Source organism: Agromyces aerolatus (assembly GCF_031432255.1).
Taxonomy (GTDB): Bacteria; Actinomycetota; Actinomycetes; order Actinomycetales; family Microbacteriaceae; genus Agromyces.
Window position 1 is genome coordinate 93098 of sequence record NZ_JAVKGQ010000011.1, and the last position, 16517, is coordinate 109614.

The following is a 16517-nucleotide window of genomic DNA, read 5'->3' on the forward strand; positions in this document are numbered from 1 at the left end:
GAAGCCACCATCGTGTCGCTGCTCACCGTCGAGAACCTCACCGTCACCTACGGAGCGGGTACCAAGGACGAACTCGTCGCCTGCGAGAACATCGATCTCTCCATCCGGCAGGGTGAGTTCGTCACCATCATCGGACCGTCCGGGTGCGGGAAGTCGACCCTCCTGCACACCATGGGCGGTCTCATCCCGCCCACCGCCGGACGCATCGCCTTCGACGGCAGCACCGTGACGAAGCCGAACCCGCACAACGCGGCGTTCGTGTTCCAGGACTACAGCCTGTTCCCCTGGAAGTCCGTCGAGGAGAACGCCGGGATGGGCCTCCGCTTCGCGGGCGGCTCCAAGGCCGAGGCCGCGCGCCAGGCGAAGCAGCAACTCGACTTCGTCGGCCTCCAGGGCTTCGGCGAGCGGTACCCCCGTGAGCTCTCGGGTGGAATGCAGCAGCGCGTGGCGATCGCCCGGGCACTGGCGCTGCAACCGAAAGTGCTCCTGATGGACGAGCCGTTCGGCGCGCTCGACGAGCAGACCCGCCGCAACCTCGGCACGGACCTGACGGGCATCCTCAGCGATGCCGGCCAATCGGTGGTCATGATCACGCACAGCCTCGACGAGGCCATCTTCTGGGCCGACCGGATCATCGTGATGAGCGCCCGGCCGGGCCGCATCGCCGAGGAGATCATCGTCTCCGAGCCGCGCCCGCGCCAGCTGGAGTTCATGACCACGCCGGAGTTCCAGGAGATCCGCGTCCACCTGTTCGAACAGCTCGAGTTCCACCAGGCCGAGGCGGCGGCGCGAGCGGCGGCCGCAGCGTGACCGCCGCCGACACGATCGCGCGCACTGGATGGCGCGTGCATCAACGTCGCATCAGCATCTGGGCGCTGCGGCTCGCGCTCGCGGTCATCTTCTTCGGGGCGTGGATCTTCGCGACCACGGTCGGCAACGTCTCACCGCTGATCCTGCCCTCCATCCCCGCGGTGTTCGACGCGTTCATCTCGCTCGTCATCACCCCGAACATCTGGGTGCAGGCGGGCATCACCGTCTTCGAGATGCTCGCCGGATTCGCACTCGCGGCGGCGACCGGGCTCATCGCCGGCTTTCTGCTCTCGCGGACGCGGATCACGGCGCTCGCTGCGGAGCCCCTGCTGGCGTGGGGCTACATGTTCCCGCTGGCGCTGCTCTACCCGATGTTCCTGCTGTGGGTGGGCGTCGGGCTCGAGTCGAAGATCTACTATGCGGCGGTCGGGGCCTTCTTCCCGATCGCGTACAACACCATCCGAGGCCTCAGCAGCGTCGACCGGAAGTACCTCGAGGTCGGGCGGGCCTTCGGGGCCAGCCGCACGCAGATCGATCTCGCGATCAAGTTCGGTGCGGCCCGGCCGATGATCCTCGCGGGCCTGCGGATCGGCTCGTCCATCGTCACGATCTACGTGGTGCTGGCCGAGCTCCTCGGCTCGAACCAGGGCCTCGGTCACGAGATCGAGGGGGCATCGAGCCGCCTGCAGATCCCGGACTCATACGCCACCGTGATCCTGCTGATCCTCGTCACGGTCGTCCTCCAGCGCATCATGGAGCATTTCCTGCGTGCCAAGCATGAGTAGCCCCGGCGGTCTCGCCGCCGGCGGTCCCGGCATCCGTGCCGTCCCCACGATCAGTGCAGAGAGGAACCGCAGTGTCCGTGTCTCATGACCTCCTCATCGTCGGAGGTTCGGTGCTTCGCGGCGTCGACGTCGACAGCACCCTCGAGCGGCTGGACCTCCGCATTCGGGACGGCGTGATCGTCGACCTCGCGCCGGCGCTCGAACGCACCCCGGACGATCGCGAGGTGCTCGACGCCACCGGCAAGATGCTCGTCCCAGGCATGATCAACTCGCACTACCACTCGCATGACACCCTCGCGAAGGGCACGCTCGAGGAGGAGCCGCTCGAATACTGGCGACTGCTGGCGCTTCCGCCGCAGTTCCCGCCGCGCACGCGGGAGGAGATCAAGGCGAGGACGCTGATCGGCGCGTACGAGAACCTCTGCTCCGGGATGACCACGGTGCAGGACATGGTGACGCTGTTCCCGTTCGACCCTGAACACCTCGACGCGGTCGTCGAGGCGTACGAGGAGATCGGCCTGCGCGCCGCCGTCGGGCTGCAGTACGCCGACCGGAAGGGCATCACCACGATCCCGTACTGGGAAGAGGTGTTCCCCGAAGAACTGCATGGCAGCCTCTCCACGGCCGCCGAACCGGACGCCAAGATCGACCAGCTCGCGCACCTCGAGGACGCCTACCTCAAGGCCGCGCCCCGGCGGCTGGTCAGCTGGGCGCTCGGCCCCTCAGCGCCCGAACGCTGCACCCCGGCGCTGATCGAGCGTACGGTGGCGCTCGCCGAACAGTACGACCTGCAGATCTTCTCGCACATCTACGAGTCGCGAGCGATGGCGTTGCAGGCACGTCTCGAGTATCCGCAGTACGGGGGCTCGCTCATCCGCCGGCTCCACGCCGAAGGGATGCTCGGCCCGCGACTGAACCTCGCCCACAGCGTGTGGCTGCTCCAGGAGGAGATCGACCTGCTCGCCGCGACGGGCACGAACGTCGTGATGAACCCGCTGTCGAACTTCAAACTGAAGAGCGGGATCCCGCCGATCCACGCGATCGAGGAAGCGGGCATCAGCTTCGGGCTGGGGTGCGACAACTCGTCGTGCAGCGACGCGCAGAACATGTTCCAGGCGATGAAGCTGTTCACCTCGATGGCCTCCGTCAGCCGACCGGACCCCGGCCCGAATCAGGCCGACCAGGCCTGGCGAGCCGCGACCCGGGGCGGCGCGCACGCGCTCGGTCGCGACGATCAGCTGGGACGGCTCGAGGTCGGCTTCCTGGGCGATGTCGTGGCGATCGACCTGGACGACCCGTCGTTCGTGCCGTTGAACAGCCCGGTCCGTCAGCTGGTGTACACCGAATCCGGCCGTGCCGTCACCGACGTGGTCGTCGACGGGCGGGTGGTCATCCGTGACCGCACGTTGCAGACGATGGATCCCGGCGAGCTTCTCGAGCGCGTCCGCGAGCTGGCGCCGAAGTACGCGGAGGACTTCGAGGTGGTGCGCGCGCGCACCGAGCACCTGCGTCCCTACCTCCTGGAGGCGCACCGCCGGACCTGGGCGACCGACGTCGGGCTGAACCGGCTGTTCACCGGGATGTGACCGCCGTCGTCGCGTGCATCGCCCTGACGGTCGTCGTCGGCGCGGTGCTGCAGCGGTCCGCCGGTCTCGGGTTCGCCATGATCCTCTCGCCGGTCGCCGTGGGGCTCCTCGGCCCGGTGAGCGGCGTGATGCTCGTCAACTTCCTCGCGATCGGCTCGTCGCTGCTCATCATCCCCGCGGTCTGGCGGCGGATCGATTGGCGGCGCTACCTGCCGATCATCGTCGCGGCGGTTCCCGGCGTGCTGGCCGGCACCTGGTTGACCACCGTGCTGCCCCACGGCTGGCTGGAGATCGTCATCGGCGTCACGCTCGCGGCGGGCCTGCTCATCACGGCGATCCTTCCGCGAGCGGCGGAGCACGGCGAGCGCCCGATCCTGCGGCTGGTGACCGGCGGGGCCGCGGGCGCCATGAGCGCCACCGCCGGGGCTGGTGGTCCGGCGATCGTCATCTACGCGACGATCGCCCAGTGGCCGTTCCCGACCTTGGCCGCGACGATCCAGCCCTTCTTCGCGACGGTGGCGGCGATGGCCGTCGTCGGCAAGGTCGTCGCACAGCCCGATCAGTGGCCGTCGTTCGATGCGGTGGGGTGGGCGGTGATCGCCGGGTCGCTGCTCGCCGGCACGCTGCTCGCCCACGCCGTGTCCTCCCGCATCCCGCTCCGCGTCGCGCGGGCCGCGGCCTACCTCATCGCCTGGTGCGGCGCAGGAGTCGCTGTGCTTCGCGGGGTCTTGATCGTTCTGGGACACCTCTGATGGCGGCCGGATGCACCCAGTTCGACGAGCCTTCAACTGAGGCGATTCGCGACTCCTCGTCACGCCCCGGGCAGCGAGGTGAACTCGGATCGAGTCGTGCCCGAGACATCCGTAACCGACGACCTGAGGGAGTGACCGCATGCGCGCCGTTCCAGGCTGGGATCACGTGAGCATCGCGAGTGATTCGCCGAGCAGCGTGGCGGCGTGTCCGTAGGCCGCCGGGTCGGGGCCGGCGAAGTTGAGGCGCAGGTAGCGACCGGTGGGCTCGGCCGGGAACCACTCATCGCCACCGGCGAGTACGAGTCCCTTGGACTCGGTGTCTTTGGTGAGCCGGTCGAGGTCGACCGCGTCGGGCAGCCGCACCCAGAGATTGAGCCCGCCAGGCGGTATCGCGGAGATCGTGGCGCTGCGAACGTGAGTCGAGATCGCGTCGACGAGGAGATCGCGTCGGGCGCGGAGCAGCTTGCGCAGCGCGCGCCGGTGGGTCTGCCAGCCCGGCTGGGTGACGACGTCGAGCGCAGCCGACTGCAGCAGCCCGCTGACATACATCGACTGCGCTTGCAGGTCTGCAAGGAGGCGGGTGCGGAGCGGGCCTCGCGCGATCACGGCCGCGACCCGGATGCTCGGCGAGATGCTCTTGGTGAGTGAACGTACGTAGACGACGTGCCCGCTGTCATCTCGAGTCGCCAGCGGCGTGGCCTCGGTGGTGATTCCGAAGTCGTGCGCCCAGTCATCCTCGATGAGGAATGCGCGACGATCTCGGACGACCTCCAGCACGCGCGCGCTGGTCGACGGGCTCCACTGTGCGCCCGTCGGGTTCGCGTAGTTCGGCTGCGCATAGAAGGCACGAGCGCCGGTATCGACGAAGGCCTGTTCCAGGGCGACGAGATCGGGACCCTCCGGTCCAGCGGGAACCGGGACCAGTGTCACGCCGACCTGTCGTGCCGCGACGATCGCACCCCAGTAGGTCGGTGACTCGATCAGCAGCGTTCCACCCGGCCCGACGATGCTGCGGAACAGCGAACCGAGTCCGAGCTGGCTGCCGGGGAGCACGATCACGTCCTGCATGGTCGGGGCGGTGAGGTGCGCGGGTGTCTGCGATGCGAGCTCCGAGGCGAACCATGCGCGCAGACCCGTCGTTCCCGCGGGTTCAGGACGCTCCAGAGCGGCCGCGCTCCGAGCGGCGCGCGTGAGCGCGGCGCGCACGAGACGCTCAGGGAGCAGCTCGCGATCGGGGTATCCCGAATGGAGCGAGATCGCATCGGTGCGAACGGTGCGCAGCGCTGCCGACGTCTCCGTGGCGGCAGTGCTGGACGGGCCCAGAACGCCCGTCTGCCATGAATGGTCTCGCGGTCCGACGGCTCGGCCTGCGCTGACGAACGCGCCGACGCCTGGCCGGGTCTCGATGAGCCCGCGCGCGGCGAGCGACCGCAGCGCCGACTGCACCGTGACCGGGCTCGCCGCATGCCGGGCAATCAGCTCTCGCGTCGACGGCAGCCGTGCCCCCGGCGATGCCGACGCCACCCAGGCTTCGAGTACGCGCTCGATTCGCGCACTGCTACTCTGGTCCATGACAGGACATAGTAGCGCTACTGTGGGCGCCGCCTCTCCGCTATCCCGCGCGCGAACCGGACTCGCCTGGGGTCTCCTCGGCGTCCTGGCGTTCTCGCTGACCGTTCCGCTCACCCGCGTCGCGGTCGAATCAGGGCACATGTCGGCGCTCTTCGTCGGCAGCGCTCGCGCCGTCGTCGCGGCCGCGATCGCCGCGCTCGCGTTGCTCGTCACCCGTTCGCGCCGGCCGAAAGGACGCCAATGGATCAGCGTCGGCGTCGTTGCGGCGGGCGCTGTCCTCGGGTTCCCGCTCCTGACGTCGTTCGCGTTGACGCAGACGCATGCGAGCCATGGCGCGTTCGTGATCGCCCTCCTTCCCGCGGCGACCGCCGTCGTCTCCGTGCTGCGCACGCGAGATCGACCATCTGCGATGTTCTGGTGCGCGGCCGCAGCCGGGGCGATCGCCGCCGTCGCCTTCGCGGCCGTGCATGCGGGCGGCCTCGGGCGTCTGCAGCCGGCCGACGGGCTGCTGTTCGCGGCCGTGATCGTCTGCGCCGTCGCCTATGCAGAAGGTGGCGTCCTCGCCCGGAGCCTCGGAGCCTGGCAGACGATCTCGTGGGCGCTCGTGGCGGCAGCTCCGATCATGACGGTCCTCTCCGTGTACGCGGTGGGTTCGCAACCACCGACGGGCACGCCGATCGAATGGGCGAGCTTCGCCTACCTGTGCGTCGTGAGCATGTTCCTCGGCTTCGTCGCCTGGTATCGCGGCCTCGCGATCGGGCCGCTCGCGCAGGTCAGCCAGATCCAACTGCTGCAACCGATCCTGAGCATCGGGTGGGCCGCGATACTCCTCCATGAGCACATCACCGTTCCGACCCTCATCGGCGGCACGGCCGTCGTCGCGTGTGCGCTCATCGCGGTCCGCTCGCGTGTGAGGCGGCCAATGTATGCGTAAGCCCATCTCATGCGGGACGCCTTCGCCGCGATCGCCGCCATCGCCGCCATCGCCGACGAGTATGCGCACAGCCACCGTGAACCCGCCGACGCGATGCGTGTCTCGCAGCAGCATCTCGTCGACCACTTCGTCGACAACCTCGGGTTCTCCCGAGCTGTCGCGGCGCTGCCGGTCTCGAAGGACGGCTACCTCGCAAGCGTCCGCGCGATGGCTGCGCTGATCGAACCCGCCCTGTCGAGGCATCCGGAAGCCGAGGTGCGGGGCCGTGTCGACGCGACCGCGCGGTACATCGCGGGCGCAGCCTACGGGCTGATCGACGCGTGGCTGACCGGTGAGATCGACCTCGAGCCAGCTGAGCTCGTCGAGCGGCTCACCCTGCTTCTGCCGAGCTGCTGGCTCAGGCGCGCTCCGTGGTCGAGCCCGAGGTCATCGCGGGGTGCGGCCACGGAATCCCGCTGCAGGAGCCGGCGTGGCTGGCTCGGCGCGTGCAGCGGTGGCTGACGTAGCGCTGTGCGATCAGGTCGGGTCGGAGGTTCGAGCCGGCAGGCGCTCGAGCGCGACCTGCTGATGGGCGAGGCGCCGGAGCGCGAGTAACACGGGCTCGTGCAGTGCGGTGCCGAGCACGGCGTACTCGATCGCGGCGGCGTCGTCGGCCGGGAGGCGGTCGAGGTCGAAGGCTGCCAGCCGTGCCGTCGTCTCGCCGTAGAGGCGCAGCCGATCGTCGTCGACTGGGACCCCGCCCGCCTCAGCTGCGACGAGTGCCGCCTCGAGCTGCGCGGTTGCGCCGAACGCAGGGTCGACGGCACGGCCGAGCTTCGAGAGCGCGGCACGGGCGCGGGGGTATGGATCGGCGTCGTCGCGCGGTGCCGCGCCGCCGGGCGGCAGGGTGTCCAGGGCGCGCCCAAGTGTGCGATACAGGTCGTCGCCGGGTTGATCCACGAGCTGCAGGATCCGTTTCGTCTGTTCCACCGAGAGCCCGACCGTGCCGATGAGCGCGCGGATCAAGCGGAGCCGCTGCACATGGCCGTCATCGTAGGTCGCCTGGGTCGTCGACGTCGCGACGCCGGCGGGAAGCAGCCGCTCACGCAGGTAATACTTCACCGTGGCGACGGGAAGGCCGGCTGCTGCGGCAAGCACCGATATACGCATGCAGGCTCCTTGTATTAGATAGTGCCACTCCCTAATGTTGGAGTCACACTATCTCATCATGCTCAGGGCGCAGCGCCCGGATTGGATGCACCCATGTCCCCACCCGATGTCATCCTCATCGGAGCCTTGCTGCTCGCTCTGGTCACGGTCGAGAGCGGCGGGTGGTTCCTCACGCGCGTGGTTCGCGGCCTGGCGCCCGCGAACGCGCTCCAGACCGGCTTCTTCCGGGCCGGGCATGCACACGCGGGCGTACTGCTCATCCTCTCCATCGCCGTACTCGGCGTGATTCACGCGGCCGCCCTCGACGGCTTCTGGCTGTGGCTCGCCCGCGTCGGCGTGCCGATCGCGGCCATCCTGATGCCTGCCGGATTCTTCCTCTCGGTGCTTGGCCGGGACCCGAAGCGACCGAACGCGCTCATCGTGCTCGTCTGGATCGGGGCGGGCCTGCTCGCCGCGGCGCTCGTCACGGCGGGCATCGGGCTGATCGCCGGCGGCGTGGCCGACCTCTGACGCGCCGCCTCCGCTCGTGCTGGGCAGTGGTGATGTTCGGGATCGCGGCCGACCGGTGGCGGAACCGATCGAACGCTCCATCGCCCCGACCCACGACTTCATCGACCACCCTTCGTCGGAGCCACTCGCAGCGGTCGATCGCGGCAAGACACTGCCGCTCACCTTCAAGACCCTCGACCCGGAGAACGCCGAACGACTTGCGCACACGATCCGGAACCTCCTCGCATCCTTCCCACCAGGAGCGAGCGTCCGCGCGCCTGGGCACCGGCTTCCGGTGCTCAGCCGAGATCGCGTCGGAGCGGGGCCAGCACAGCGACGGTCGAGGCGATGAGCGCGTAGCCTGCGAGTACGACCGCGCCGAGCAATGGCGGGAGGATCGCGGCGGCCGTGAGCGGCGTCTGCTCGGCGATCGTGTCCGTCAGGAAGGTGAAGTCGGTGAGCGATGCGGTGGCGCCGCCCGGCAGGTAGGGGTAGATGACGTTCAGGCCCGGGATGATCATGAGCACGTGCTCGAGGAAGTAGAAGTACCCGGCCACGATGCCGATGGCGAGCAGCTGGTTGCGGGCCAGGGCGCCGATCGCGACCCCGAGCACCATGTACACGGCGGCAGCGAGCGCGAGTTGCGCGAGCATCGTCGCGAGGTCGCTGAACCCGATGCCGAGCGGGACGCCGCGGAGCGCGGCTGCGCCCACGAGCGCGAGACCGGATGCCACGGACGAGACGATGCCGTAGATCACGCCGAACACGGAGTAGACGACCAGCTTCGCGGTGAGCACCCGCCCGCGACGAGGAACCACGAGAAACGTGGTGCCGATCGTGCGGTGCCGGTACTCACTGGTGATCGCGATCGTGCCGATGAGCGCCGGGATGAACAGCAGCAGACCGCTCAGACCGATCACCAGGCCGACGCCCTCGGGTTCCTGGATGCCGGGCATCGGCGGTGTCGAGTGCTCGGGACCGATCAGCGCGAGGAGACCGGTGAGGCCGGCGCCGGCGCCGACGGCGGCCAGCAGCGCCCAGAGCGGGAGCCGGGTGGAGCAGAGCCTGATCACTTCGCCACGCAGGGGCTTCATCGGGTGGCTCCCTCTCGGGTCCGCTCCAGGAAGGCTTCTTCGAGCGTGAGTCCGTCTGTGGTGAACTCGGTGATCGGGCCGGTCCACGAGATCCGCCCCTGGTCGATGAGCACGAGGTCGTCGATGCCGTGCTGGAGTTCGCTGAGGACGTGGCTCGAGAGCAGGATCGTCCGGCCGGCCGCGGCGACGTCGCGGAGGAAGGCGCGCAGCCAGGCGATGCCCGCGGGGTCCAGCCCGTTGGAGGGTTCGTCGAGGACGAGCACCGCCGGGTCCCCGAGCAGCGCGGTCGCGAGCGAGAGGCGCTGCCGCATGCCCGTCGAGAACCCGCCCACCCTGCGGTCGGCGAATCCGTCGAGTTGTACCTGTGCGATCACGTCCTCGACACGGCCTGCGGGATGACCGCCGAGCGCGCAGTACGTGTGCAGATGCCCACGCGCGGTCGTGGCGGGATGCGCCGCGGCAAGATCGAGCACCGCGCCCACCGTTCCACTCGGATCGAGGAGGTCCAGGTAGGCCGAGCCGCCGAAGTGCGCGGTTCCCTCGTCCGCGCGGACGAGGCCCAGGAGCATCCGCAGGGTCGTGGACTTGCCTGCGCCGTTCGGCCCGAGAAATCCGGTCACGCGCCCCGGCTCCGCCCGGAAGGTGACCCCGTCGACGGCGAGGACGTCCCCGAACCGCTTGCTCATACCCGAGACGTCGATCGTCACGCCACTCATCGCGCCCCGGTTCACCGCGTCACCGCCGCGTGAATCGCCCCGGCGATCGCGTGGGCGTCCGGCGTGCTGATCATGAGCTCGTCGAAACCGGTGGCGTGACGATCGACCGCCACACGCAGGAGCGGAAGACCGCGCTTCATCGAGACGAGCCTTCGCAGCCCGGCTGGATGCGTGAACACGCCGACCTTCCGGAACCCCGAGACCACGAGCCCGGACCGGTACCCGAGGATCTCCGAGCTCCACCCCGCTTCGGCGTTCGCGCCGCGGATCGAGTCTTCGGATGCGGTGAACGTCTCGCGACCGACCATCTGCGTCTCCCAGCCCGGGAACTGCACATGGAGTCCGCCGATGCCATACGTCAGGTGCGTCATTGTTCGGCCCCCTCGAAGTTAGAATCAGAACAACGCTGAGAACATTATCACAATGAGAACAATGGGAGTGCGCTGTGGCCGGATCTGCTTCGATCGCCGACGTCGTCCTGCACCCGGTGCGGCTGCGGATCATCCAGCAGTTCGGCGGGCGCGAGCTGACGACCGCGCAACTGCGGGACGCGCTCCCGGATGTGACGCAGGCGACGTTGTACCGGCATGTCGCAACCCTGGTCGAGGCCGAAATCCTCACGGTCGTCGACGAGCGTCGGATCCGCGGCGCGGTTGAGCGCACGCTCGCGCTGGGAGAGCGCATGGCGCACGTCGATCAGGCCGAGCTTCGAACGATGGACGACGCCCAGCTCAGGACCGCGTTCCTGACCTTCCTCGGCGAAGTGGGCGCGGGTTTCGACCGATTCCTGACGGAGGCCGATGACTCCGCCCGCGATTTCCTCGGCTTCGGCCAATCTCCGCTCTTCGTCTCACCCGAAGATCTCGCCGCCATTCAAGCCGGCCTGATCGAGCTCTTGGCCCCATACCGAGTAGACCGGACCGGTGCGCGCCGAGTCGACCTCGCCACGATCCTCATTCCGCACCCGTCGTTGCGCAGCGAGCGGCCGAGGTGAGCGAAAGCGTCACTACCGCCAGCGCGATCGTTGTGAGCACCCCGCGGCTGACGCCGTGTTCTGATCCCCTCGCACCTCATACCGCGGCGACATTCGCGAGCTCGTCCAGGAATCCGCGCACCGCGGGTGTCTCGTTGTCACTCCGCCACACAGCTCCGACCGTCCACGTCGCGCGACGTCCGGTCAAGGGCGTCATCTTGACACGCCGGGGCGCGATGTGTCGTGCGCTTTCTGGAACGATCCCAACTCCGGCCGCGGCGGCGACCAGGGCGAGCACCGTCTGCAAATCGTCCGTGTCCTGGACGCTCGCCGGCTGGGCACCGACGTCGGCGAGGAACCTTGATACCTGCCCCGCGAGTCCAGGACCTCGTCCTGTGCTCAACCGGATGAGTGGCTGGTCAGCGAGCCAGCGCCGAAGCGCCTGAGATTCTCGCGGCGGTGGCTCCCACTCGGCAGGGAACACGAAGGCGAGGCGATCCGACAGGACCGGCACAGTCCGCAGGTCCGAGGAGACGGGCAAGCGCGTGAACGCGATGTCCAGCCGGCCGCGCTCCACCCCCTCGAGTTGCGCGGATGAAGGCAGATCCTCCAAACGTACGGAGACCCCCGGTGACCGCTTGCGGAACGCCGCCACGATGCGAGGGGCGATGGTAATACTGGACAATCCGAACCCAACGGTGAGATGCCCCTCCTCACCGCGTGCCACGCGCCGGGCTCGCTCTTCGAGACGCACCACGAGGTCCACGATCGTCCGAGCCTCATCGAGCAGCGCGGTGCCGGCGGCAGTGAGCTCCGCGCCGTGACGACCCCGGCGGAACAACGTGAGTCCGACCACCGACTCCAGCGCCTGTATCTGCTTGGTCAGGGCCGGCTGTGTAATCGACAGAAACGCTGCAGCGTTGCTGAACGACGACTCACGCGCGACGTGCACGAACGCTTGCAAGAGCCGAAGTTCCATGCCGCGACGTTATAACAGTCGATCGAGTTTTCATTGGAAGTTATGCGGAGGAAGTCGTTGGCTTTGATCTATCCAATCAATCGAAGGGAACCATACGATGAGTGCTGCCGTTCGTGAGCTCCGGGCATCCGTGGTGCAGTGCCAAGCCATTCCGTCGGACAAGCGGGGGAACCTTGCGATCCTGCGCCGGTTGGCTAGCGCCGCCGCCGCGGAGGGGTCGAAGCTCGTGGTGTTTCCCGAGATGTGTCTTGTGGCGTACTGGCACCTCACCAAGGCCACCACGGAACATCTGCGCAGACTTGCTGAACCCGCGGACGGATTCCTGGTCACGTCGCTGAAACAGATGGCCGCCGACCTCGACATCGCGATCGGCGCCGGGTTCCTCGAGGCGGACGGCGAACAACTCTTCAATTCCTACGCGGTCTGCTTCCCCGATGGAGCCGTGCACGTTCACCGTAAGTTGCACGCGTTCGAACACGAAGCCGTCTCGAGCGGGGGTGCCTACACGGTCTTCGACACTCCATGGGGAGTGCGGATGGCGATCCTGATCTGCTGGGACAACAATCTGATCGAAAACGTTCGAGCGGTCACCCTGCTCGGTGCAAAAGTCTTGATCGCACCGCACCAGACTGGAGGGACCAGCTCCCGCAGCCCCCACGGCATGAAGGTCATTCCCTCCGAACTGTGGCACAACCGCGTTCACGACCCCGCGGCGCTGCTCGACGCGGTCAACGGCCCCGACGGGCGCGGCTGGCTCATGCGCTGGTTGCCCGCTCGCGCGCACGACAACGGAATTTTCCTGCTCTTCAGCAATGGCATCGGCCCTGACGACGACGAGATCCGCACCGGCAACGCCATGGTCCTCGACCCTTACGGCCGGATCGTCGCAGAAACGCCCGTGGCCGACGAAGCGGTCGTCACTGCTGATCTCGACCTGGACCTCCTCCCGCTCTCGACTGGGCGCCGCTGGCTTCTCGGCCGTCGACCCGAGCTATACGGGGTGCTCACGGAACGATCCGGACTCGAACGCGACGCGCGCACCGCGCGGCACTCGGATGTTCCGGTCCCCGACGATTTCCGAATCGGGAGTTGACCTCTTCCCCACGCCTCGCACAGCTCTGCGGGTACGGCGAGCGGGCGACCACGTCACATTCTTCATATGCCCTAAGATTTGTACACTCGAAAACAAAAAAGGGGGCCTTCGTGTGACGACGCCAATCCTCGGCTCGACCGCAACGGGGCGACTGCTCGCGGCCCTGTTCATGCAGGGAGCGATGACGCGTTCCGACGCCACCGCGATCGCGGGCGTGGCGCGGAGTGCAGCTGGTCGAGCCGTTGAGGACCTCGGGCGTCTTGGGCTCCTCGACGCCTCGCCCCCGGTCCCACCGGGAACGCGGGGTCGGCCCTCGTCCTTTCTCGCGCCGCGAAGTTCGGGGGCTGGTGTGGTCGCTGGGGTGCTCGGGCGTGACGGTATCGCCCTCGCCATCATCGACCTCGGGCATGCGACCCGGTTCCGCGCCGAACGGCGGTTCGACGTGGCAGCGGAGACGCCTGCTCGCACGCTCGAGATCCTCGGCGGATTCTTGCGTGAGGCCATCGACGACTCCCCGCTTCCGGTGGTCGGGGTCGGCCTGTCCGTGCCTGGCATCTTCAATCAACAGACCGGCTACGCGCAAGCGCTGCTCCCGATCGGCTGGCGCGACGTGGAGATGATCCACGCCCTCGAGCGGTGGCTTCCAGCTGGCCTTCCCCTGCAGATCGCGCACGACGCCACATTGGCAGCACTCGCCGAATTCCGCTGGGGGGCAGGAAGGGGTGCTCAGCGGCTGTTATTCCTGAGCGGACAGCGCGTCGGCGTGGGTTCCGCCCTCATCGTCGCCGATGAGCAGGCGGGTCGCTCCGACCATTCGCTCCAGGCGGGCCACCTCCTGGTCGAGCCGGATGGGCCAGCGTGCAGCTGCGGTGCCCACGGGTGCCTGGAATTGTTCATCGATGGTCGTGCGATCGCCAGGGCGCTGGGCAGAGAGCCGCATGCAACCGCGGCGGAGCTTCGGCACGCGCTCGAGAGCGAGTGCGACGACACGGTTTTCGCCGATGTGGTGAAGCATCTCCAGACCGGCTTGATCAGCCTCGCGAATACGCTTGCGCCCGACCGCATCATTTTGTCGGGGTTGCTCGCCGGCGTGGTGTCGCGGTTCGAGGGCCCACTTTCGCGAGCCCTCGGCACATCGGTCGTCGCCCAACTGGACCCAATCGAGCTGGCGCCGTCGATCCTCGACGACGACGTGCTGGTCGGCGCGGCTGAACTCGCGTTCGAGCCCCTCCTTCGCGATCCCGAGGCCGTGGTCCTCGGCGTTGGGGCCTGATATTCGCGCTTGCTCGGATGTTCGTCCCGGCGTGCCCGAGTACGTACCTTATTTCTCAGCTTGACGTCAGCGCGATCGCCATTTTATTCTTCCAAGAACAAAACCGTGTTCGGAGGACGAATGAGCGAGAATCTCCAGGCGACTAGGGGACGAACCATCGTCGTGGGCGGTGGAACCGCCGGCTGCATCGTTGCAGCACGACTGAGCGAGGACCCCCGAGCCGAGGTCATCGTGCTCGAGGCCGGGGTCGACTATCCCACCCTCGCCGCGACGCCTGCGGGGGTGCTCGATGCCAAGTACGTGCCCATGCGGGGCCATTCGCCGGAGGTGGACCCGAAGCACGACTGGGGTCTCACGATCGACATGGCTGGCACGACGATCGTCGTGCCGCAGGCCAAGCTGATCGGCGGAGGCTCGGCGATCAATGGAGCGATCGCGCTGCGTGGAGCGTCGGCCGACTATCGCGAGTGGGTTGAGGCCGGCAACCCCGACTGGAACTTCGAAGCGGTGTCGGACACGTTCCGTCGCCTCGAGACCGACACGACGAAGGACGCGGCGAACCACGGCTCCGACGGGCCGTTCCCGATCACGCGTGCCACCGACGATGAGCTCGCACCTCTGCAGCGGGCGTTCATCGAGGCGGCCCGATCGGTCGGCGCTGAGCCTGTCGCTGACTTCAATGCTCCGGACGTGGAAGGTGTCGGGCGCGTCCCGCAGGCGAGGACTGGAGCGATGCGTGTCTCGACCGCGCTTTCGCATCTGAACCCCGTGCGGGATCGCCCGAACCTCGAGGTCCGGGCTCAGACCGAGGTCGCCCGAGTGCTGTTCGATGGCAGTCGCGCATGTGGTGTCGAGCTGCTGGACGGCAGTGTGCTCGAAGCTGACGAGGTGATCCTCAGTGCCGGTGCGATCATGACACCGGCCATCCTGCAGCGCTCTGGCGTCGGACCGCACGACCTCCTCCAGGCCCACGGCATCGAGGTCGTTGCCGACCTCCCCGTTGGAGAGAACCTCGCGGACCACTGTTGCGTGCCGCTGCTCGCACCACCCCTGAACGACGCGTGGCGTCCCTCCGACTTCAGCTTGCAGACGGCCTGGCGCTACTCGACCGATGTGCAGCCGGGCACGCTCGACGCTCAGCTCACCATGTTCAGCTACCTCGACGCCCGCACGAACGACGAGGGCGGACGGGGAATGGCGGGATCGGCGTCCAAGGGAATCGCGAACGTCGCCGGAGTCGGCTGCGTGATCAACAAACCAAGGTCGGTCGGCCGGGTGGCCATCCGGTCGTCGGCGGCGGGAGAAATGCCGAGCGTCGAGCCGCGCTATCTCTCGGCAGAGGTCGACATGGCGGTGATGAAGCAGATCGTGCGCGACGGGTGGAGGGTCGTCACCGCATCCCCACTGGCTGAGATGCTCGGCACGCCGATCGGCGTCGACGAGGGCGTCATCGCCGACGACGAAGCGCTCGAGCGCTTCATCTCCGACACGGTGGCCTCGGGCTACCACTTCACCGGCACGGCGAAGATGGCGGACCCGGAGCACGGGGGCGTCGTCGATCAGCGCGGCAACGTTCACGGCGTATCGAACCTCCGCGTCATCGACGCATCCATCCTGCCGACGCCGAACTGCTCAAGCCGGCGAAGAAGGCGTTGTTCGGCTCGTTCTCCGGGTCGTTCACCGCCCCGGACGGCTCCGTCTGGAAAGTCGCCGCCGCGTCGAACAAGGACGTCAAATCACCGTCAGCCGCCTCGCTCCGGCCGACCGAGTCGACCCTCATCCTCGGAGTCGGCGACCCTATGGCCTCACGCTCGTTCTACACCGCGCTCGGAATGTCGACCGACCGGGACTACGGCAAGAAGTACATCGACTTCGCGCCGGCTCCCGGATGCGCGCGCCTCTGCCTGATGGAGCGGGATGTACTGGCGAAAGACGCCGGAGCCGGCACGGAGGGTGACCGATCAGCCTCCTCCTTGGTGCTGACGCACCGCGCGAGCACACCGAACGAGGTGGACACGATCGTCCACGCCGCCACGCGGGCTGGGGGACGAGTCACGGCGGCGCCGCACGAGTCGGAACAGGGATACACGGCTCACTTCTCCGATCTCGATGGCTTCGTATGGAAACTCACCGCGCAAGCGGGCGCCGAGCACGAACATCAGTGAGGAACGGGCTGAGTGCGTTCCACCCTGCTGCTCGACCGCCAAGCCGTTCACGACGCCGTCGATCTCCCCGAGCTGACGAAGGCTCGGCGAAGCTCTGGCTTCCTACACAGGAGCGGGGAGAGCCCCTCTCGGGTGCATTCTCGTCTC

General features: G+C 68.0%; 18 protein-coding genes. 12 read left to right on the top strand and 6 right to left on the bottom strand.

Annotated features, from left to right (window positions below):
* Positions 1-12: 12 nt before the first annotated feature.
* From RH864_RS13920 to RH864_RS13935, 4 genes are all read left to right on the top strand, one after another.
* Complete coding sequence (locus RH864_RS13920; RefSeq protein ID WP_310518163.1) at positions 13-810, top strand: ABC transporter ATP-binding protein; 798 nt, start codon at positions 13-15, stop codon at positions 808-810.
* Between the two features lie 35 nt (positions 811-845).
* Positions 846-1595: an ABC transporter permease gene (locus tag RH864_RS13925; RefSeq protein ID WP_310518164.1), complete on the top strand. Its 750-nt coding sequence runs from the start codon at positions 846-848 to the stop codon at positions 1593-1595.
* Between the two features lie 77 nt (positions 1596-1672).
* Positions 1673-3181, top strand: coding sequence for an amidohydrolase family protein (locus RH864_RS13930; protein WP_310518165.1), 1509 nt, complete (start codon positions 1673-1675; stop codon positions 3179-3181).
* Positions 3178-3933: a sulfite exporter TauE/SafE family protein gene (locus tag RH864_RS13935; protein ID WP_310518166.1), complete on the top strand. Its 756-nt coding sequence runs from the start codon at positions 3178-3180 to the stop codon at positions 3931-3933. The genes RH864_RS13930 and RH864_RS13935 overlap by 4 nt, the downstream gene beginning before the upstream one ends.
* 162 nt (positions 3934-4095) lie before the next feature.
* On the opposite strand, the gene RH864_RS13940 is transcribed toward RH864_RS13935, so the two are convergent.
* Positions 4096-5505 carry an aminotransferase-like domain-containing protein gene (locus RH864_RS13940; protein WP_310518167.1) on the bottom strand — a complete coding sequence of 470 codons (1410 nt, stop codon included), beginning with the start codon at positions 5503-5505 and terminating at the stop codon, positions 4096-4098.
* On the opposite strand from RH864_RS13940, the gene RH864_RS13945 reads away from it, so the two are divergent.
* Entirely contained in the window at positions 5504-6439 is a 936-nt protein-coding gene (locus RH864_RS13945; RefSeq protein ID WP_310518168.1) for a DMT family transporter, read from the top strand. The genes RH864_RS13940 and RH864_RS13945 overlap by 2 nt on opposite strands.
* A gap of 9 nt (positions 6440-6448) precedes the next feature.
* Entirely contained in the window at positions 6449-6940 is a 492-nt protein-coding gene (locus tag RH864_RS13950) for a hypothetical protein (protein WP_310518169.1), read from the top strand.
* 15 nt (positions 6941-6955) lie between these two features.
* Here RH864_RS13950 and RH864_RS13955 read toward each other — a convergent pair whose 3' ends face one another.
* Positions 6956-7588, bottom strand: a complete 633-nt coding sequence (locus RH864_RS13955; RefSeq protein ID WP_310518170.1) for a MerR family transcriptional regulator — start codon at positions 7586-7588, stop codon at positions 6956-6958.
* Positions 7589-7681: 93 nt separating this feature from the next.
* Between RH864_RS13955 and RH864_RS13960 the strand changes: the two genes are divergently transcribed.
* Positions 7682-8098, top strand: a complete 417-nt coding sequence (locus tag RH864_RS13960; RefSeq protein WP_310518171.1) for a hypothetical protein — start codon at positions 7682-7684, stop codon at positions 8096-8098.
* Positions 8099-8376: 278 nt separating this feature from the next.
* Here the strand turns inward: RH864_RS13960 and RH864_RS13965 are convergent, their stop codons facing one another.
* Genes RH864_RS13965 through RH864_RS13975 form a run of 3 tightly spaced genes read right to left on the bottom strand, consistent with a single transcriptional unit; the run spans position 8377 to position 10258 of the window.
* Positions 8377-9171 (bottom strand): ABC transporter permease, encoded by a 795-nt coding sequence (locus RH864_RS13965; protein ID WP_310518172.1) that lies wholly within the window; start codon positions 9169-9171, stop codon positions 8377-8379.
* Positions 9168-9887: an ABC transporter ATP-binding protein gene (locus tag RH864_RS13970; protein WP_310518173.1), complete on the bottom strand. Its 720-nt coding sequence runs from the start codon at positions 9885-9887 to the stop codon at positions 9168-9170. The genes RH864_RS13965 and RH864_RS13970 overlap by 4 nt, the downstream gene beginning before the upstream one ends.
* A gap of 11 nt (positions 9888-9898) precedes the next feature.
* The gene (locus tag RH864_RS13975) at positions 9899-10258 is read right to left on the bottom strand and encodes a hypothetical protein (RefSeq protein WP_310518174.1); all 360 of its coding nucleotides are present in this window, start codon (positions 10256-10258) and stop codon (positions 9899-9901) included.
* A 116-nt stretch (positions 10259-10374) separates the two neighbouring features.
* On the opposite strand from RH864_RS13975, the gene RH864_RS13980 reads away from it, so the two are divergent.
* Positions 10375-10881 carry a helix-turn-helix domain-containing protein gene (locus RH864_RS13980; protein WP_396129981.1) on the top strand — a complete coding sequence of 169 codons (507 nt, stop codon included), beginning with the start codon at positions 10375-10377 and terminating at the stop codon, positions 10879-10881.
* Between the two features lie 76 nt (positions 10882-10957).
* Here RH864_RS13980 and RH864_RS13985 read toward each other — a convergent pair whose 3' ends face one another.
* Complete coding sequence (locus RH864_RS13985) at positions 10958-11839, bottom strand: LysR family transcriptional regulator (RefSeq protein ID WP_310518176.1); 882 nt, start codon at positions 11837-11839, stop codon at positions 10958-10960.
* A 97-nt stretch (positions 11840-11936) separates the two neighbouring features.
* Between RH864_RS13985 and RH864_RS13990 the strand changes: the two genes are divergently transcribed.
* The 4 genes from RH864_RS13990 (at position 11937) to RH864_RS14005 (ending at position 16370) form a co-directional block, all read left to right on the top strand.
* On the top strand, positions 11937-12932 hold the full coding sequence (locus tag RH864_RS13990; protein ID WP_310518177.1) for a nitrilase-related carbon-nitrogen hydrolase: 996 nt from the start codon (positions 11937-11939) through the stop codon (positions 12930-12932).
* 112 nt (positions 12933-13044) lie between these two features.
* Positions 13045-14205, top strand: a complete 1161-nt coding sequence (locus tag RH864_RS13995) for an ROK family protein (protein ID WP_310518178.1) — start codon at positions 13045-13047, stop codon at positions 14203-14205.
* Positions 14206-14325: 120 nt separating this feature from the next.
* Entirely contained in the window at positions 14326-16113 is a 1788-nt protein-coding gene (locus RH864_RS14000; protein ID WP_310518179.1) for a GMC family oxidoreductase, read from the top strand.
* Positions 16038-16370, top strand: a complete 333-nt coding sequence (locus RH864_RS14005; protein WP_396129982.1) for a VOC family protein — start codon at positions 16038-16040, stop codon at positions 16368-16370. Before RH864_RS14000 ends, RH864_RS14005 begins: the two co-directional genes overlap by 76 nt.
* The last annotated feature ends 147 nt before the right edge of the window (positions 16371-16517 follow it).

Coding starts and splice junctions, on each gene's coding strand:
- RH864_RS13945 (WP_310518168.1), top strand. CDS start 5,504: ATGACAGGACATAGTAGCGCTACTGTGGGCGCCGCCTCTCCGCTATCC.
- RH864_RS13970 (WP_310518173.1), bottom strand. CDS start 9,887: ATGAGTGGCGTGACGATCGACGTCTCGGGTATGAGCAAGCGGTTCGGG.
- RH864_RS13975 (WP_310518174.1), bottom strand. CDS start 10,258: ATGACGCACCTGACGTATGGCATCGGCGGACTCCATGTGCAGTTCCCG.
- RH864_RS13960 (WP_310518171.1), top strand. CDS start 7,682: ATGTCCCCACCCGATGTCATCCTCATCGGAGCCTTGCTGCTCGCTCTG.
- RH864_RS13955 (WP_310518170.1), bottom strand. CDS start 7,588: ATGCGTATATCGGTGCTTGCCGCAGCAGCCGGCCTTCCCGTCGCCACG.
- RH864_RS13985 (WP_310518176.1), bottom strand. CDS start 11,839: ATGGAACTTCGGCTCTTGCAAGCGTTCGTGCACGTCGCGCGTGAGTCG.
- RH864_RS13990 (WP_310518177.1), top strand. CDS start 11,937: ATGAGTGCTGCCGTTCGTGAGCTCCGGGCATCCGTGGTGCAGTGCCAA.
- RH864_RS14005 (WP_396129982.1), top strand. CDS start 16,038: ATGTCGACCGACCGGGACTACGGCAAGAAGTACATCGACTTCGCGCCG.
- RH864_RS13950 (WP_310518169.1), top strand. CDS start 6,449: ATGCGGGACGCCTTCGCCGCGATCGCCGCCATCGCCGCCATCGCCGAC.
- RH864_RS13965 (WP_310518172.1), bottom strand. CDS start 9,171: ATGAAGCCCCTGCGTGGCGAAGTGATCAGGCTCTGCTCCACCCGGCTC.
- RH864_RS13940 (WP_310518167.1), bottom strand. CDS start 5,505: ATGGACCAGAGTAGCAGTGCGCGAATCGAGCGCGTACTCGAAGCCTGG.
- RH864_RS14000 (WP_310518179.1), top strand. CDS start 14,326: ATGAGCGAGAATCTCCAGGCGACTAGGGGACGAACCATCGTCGTGGGC.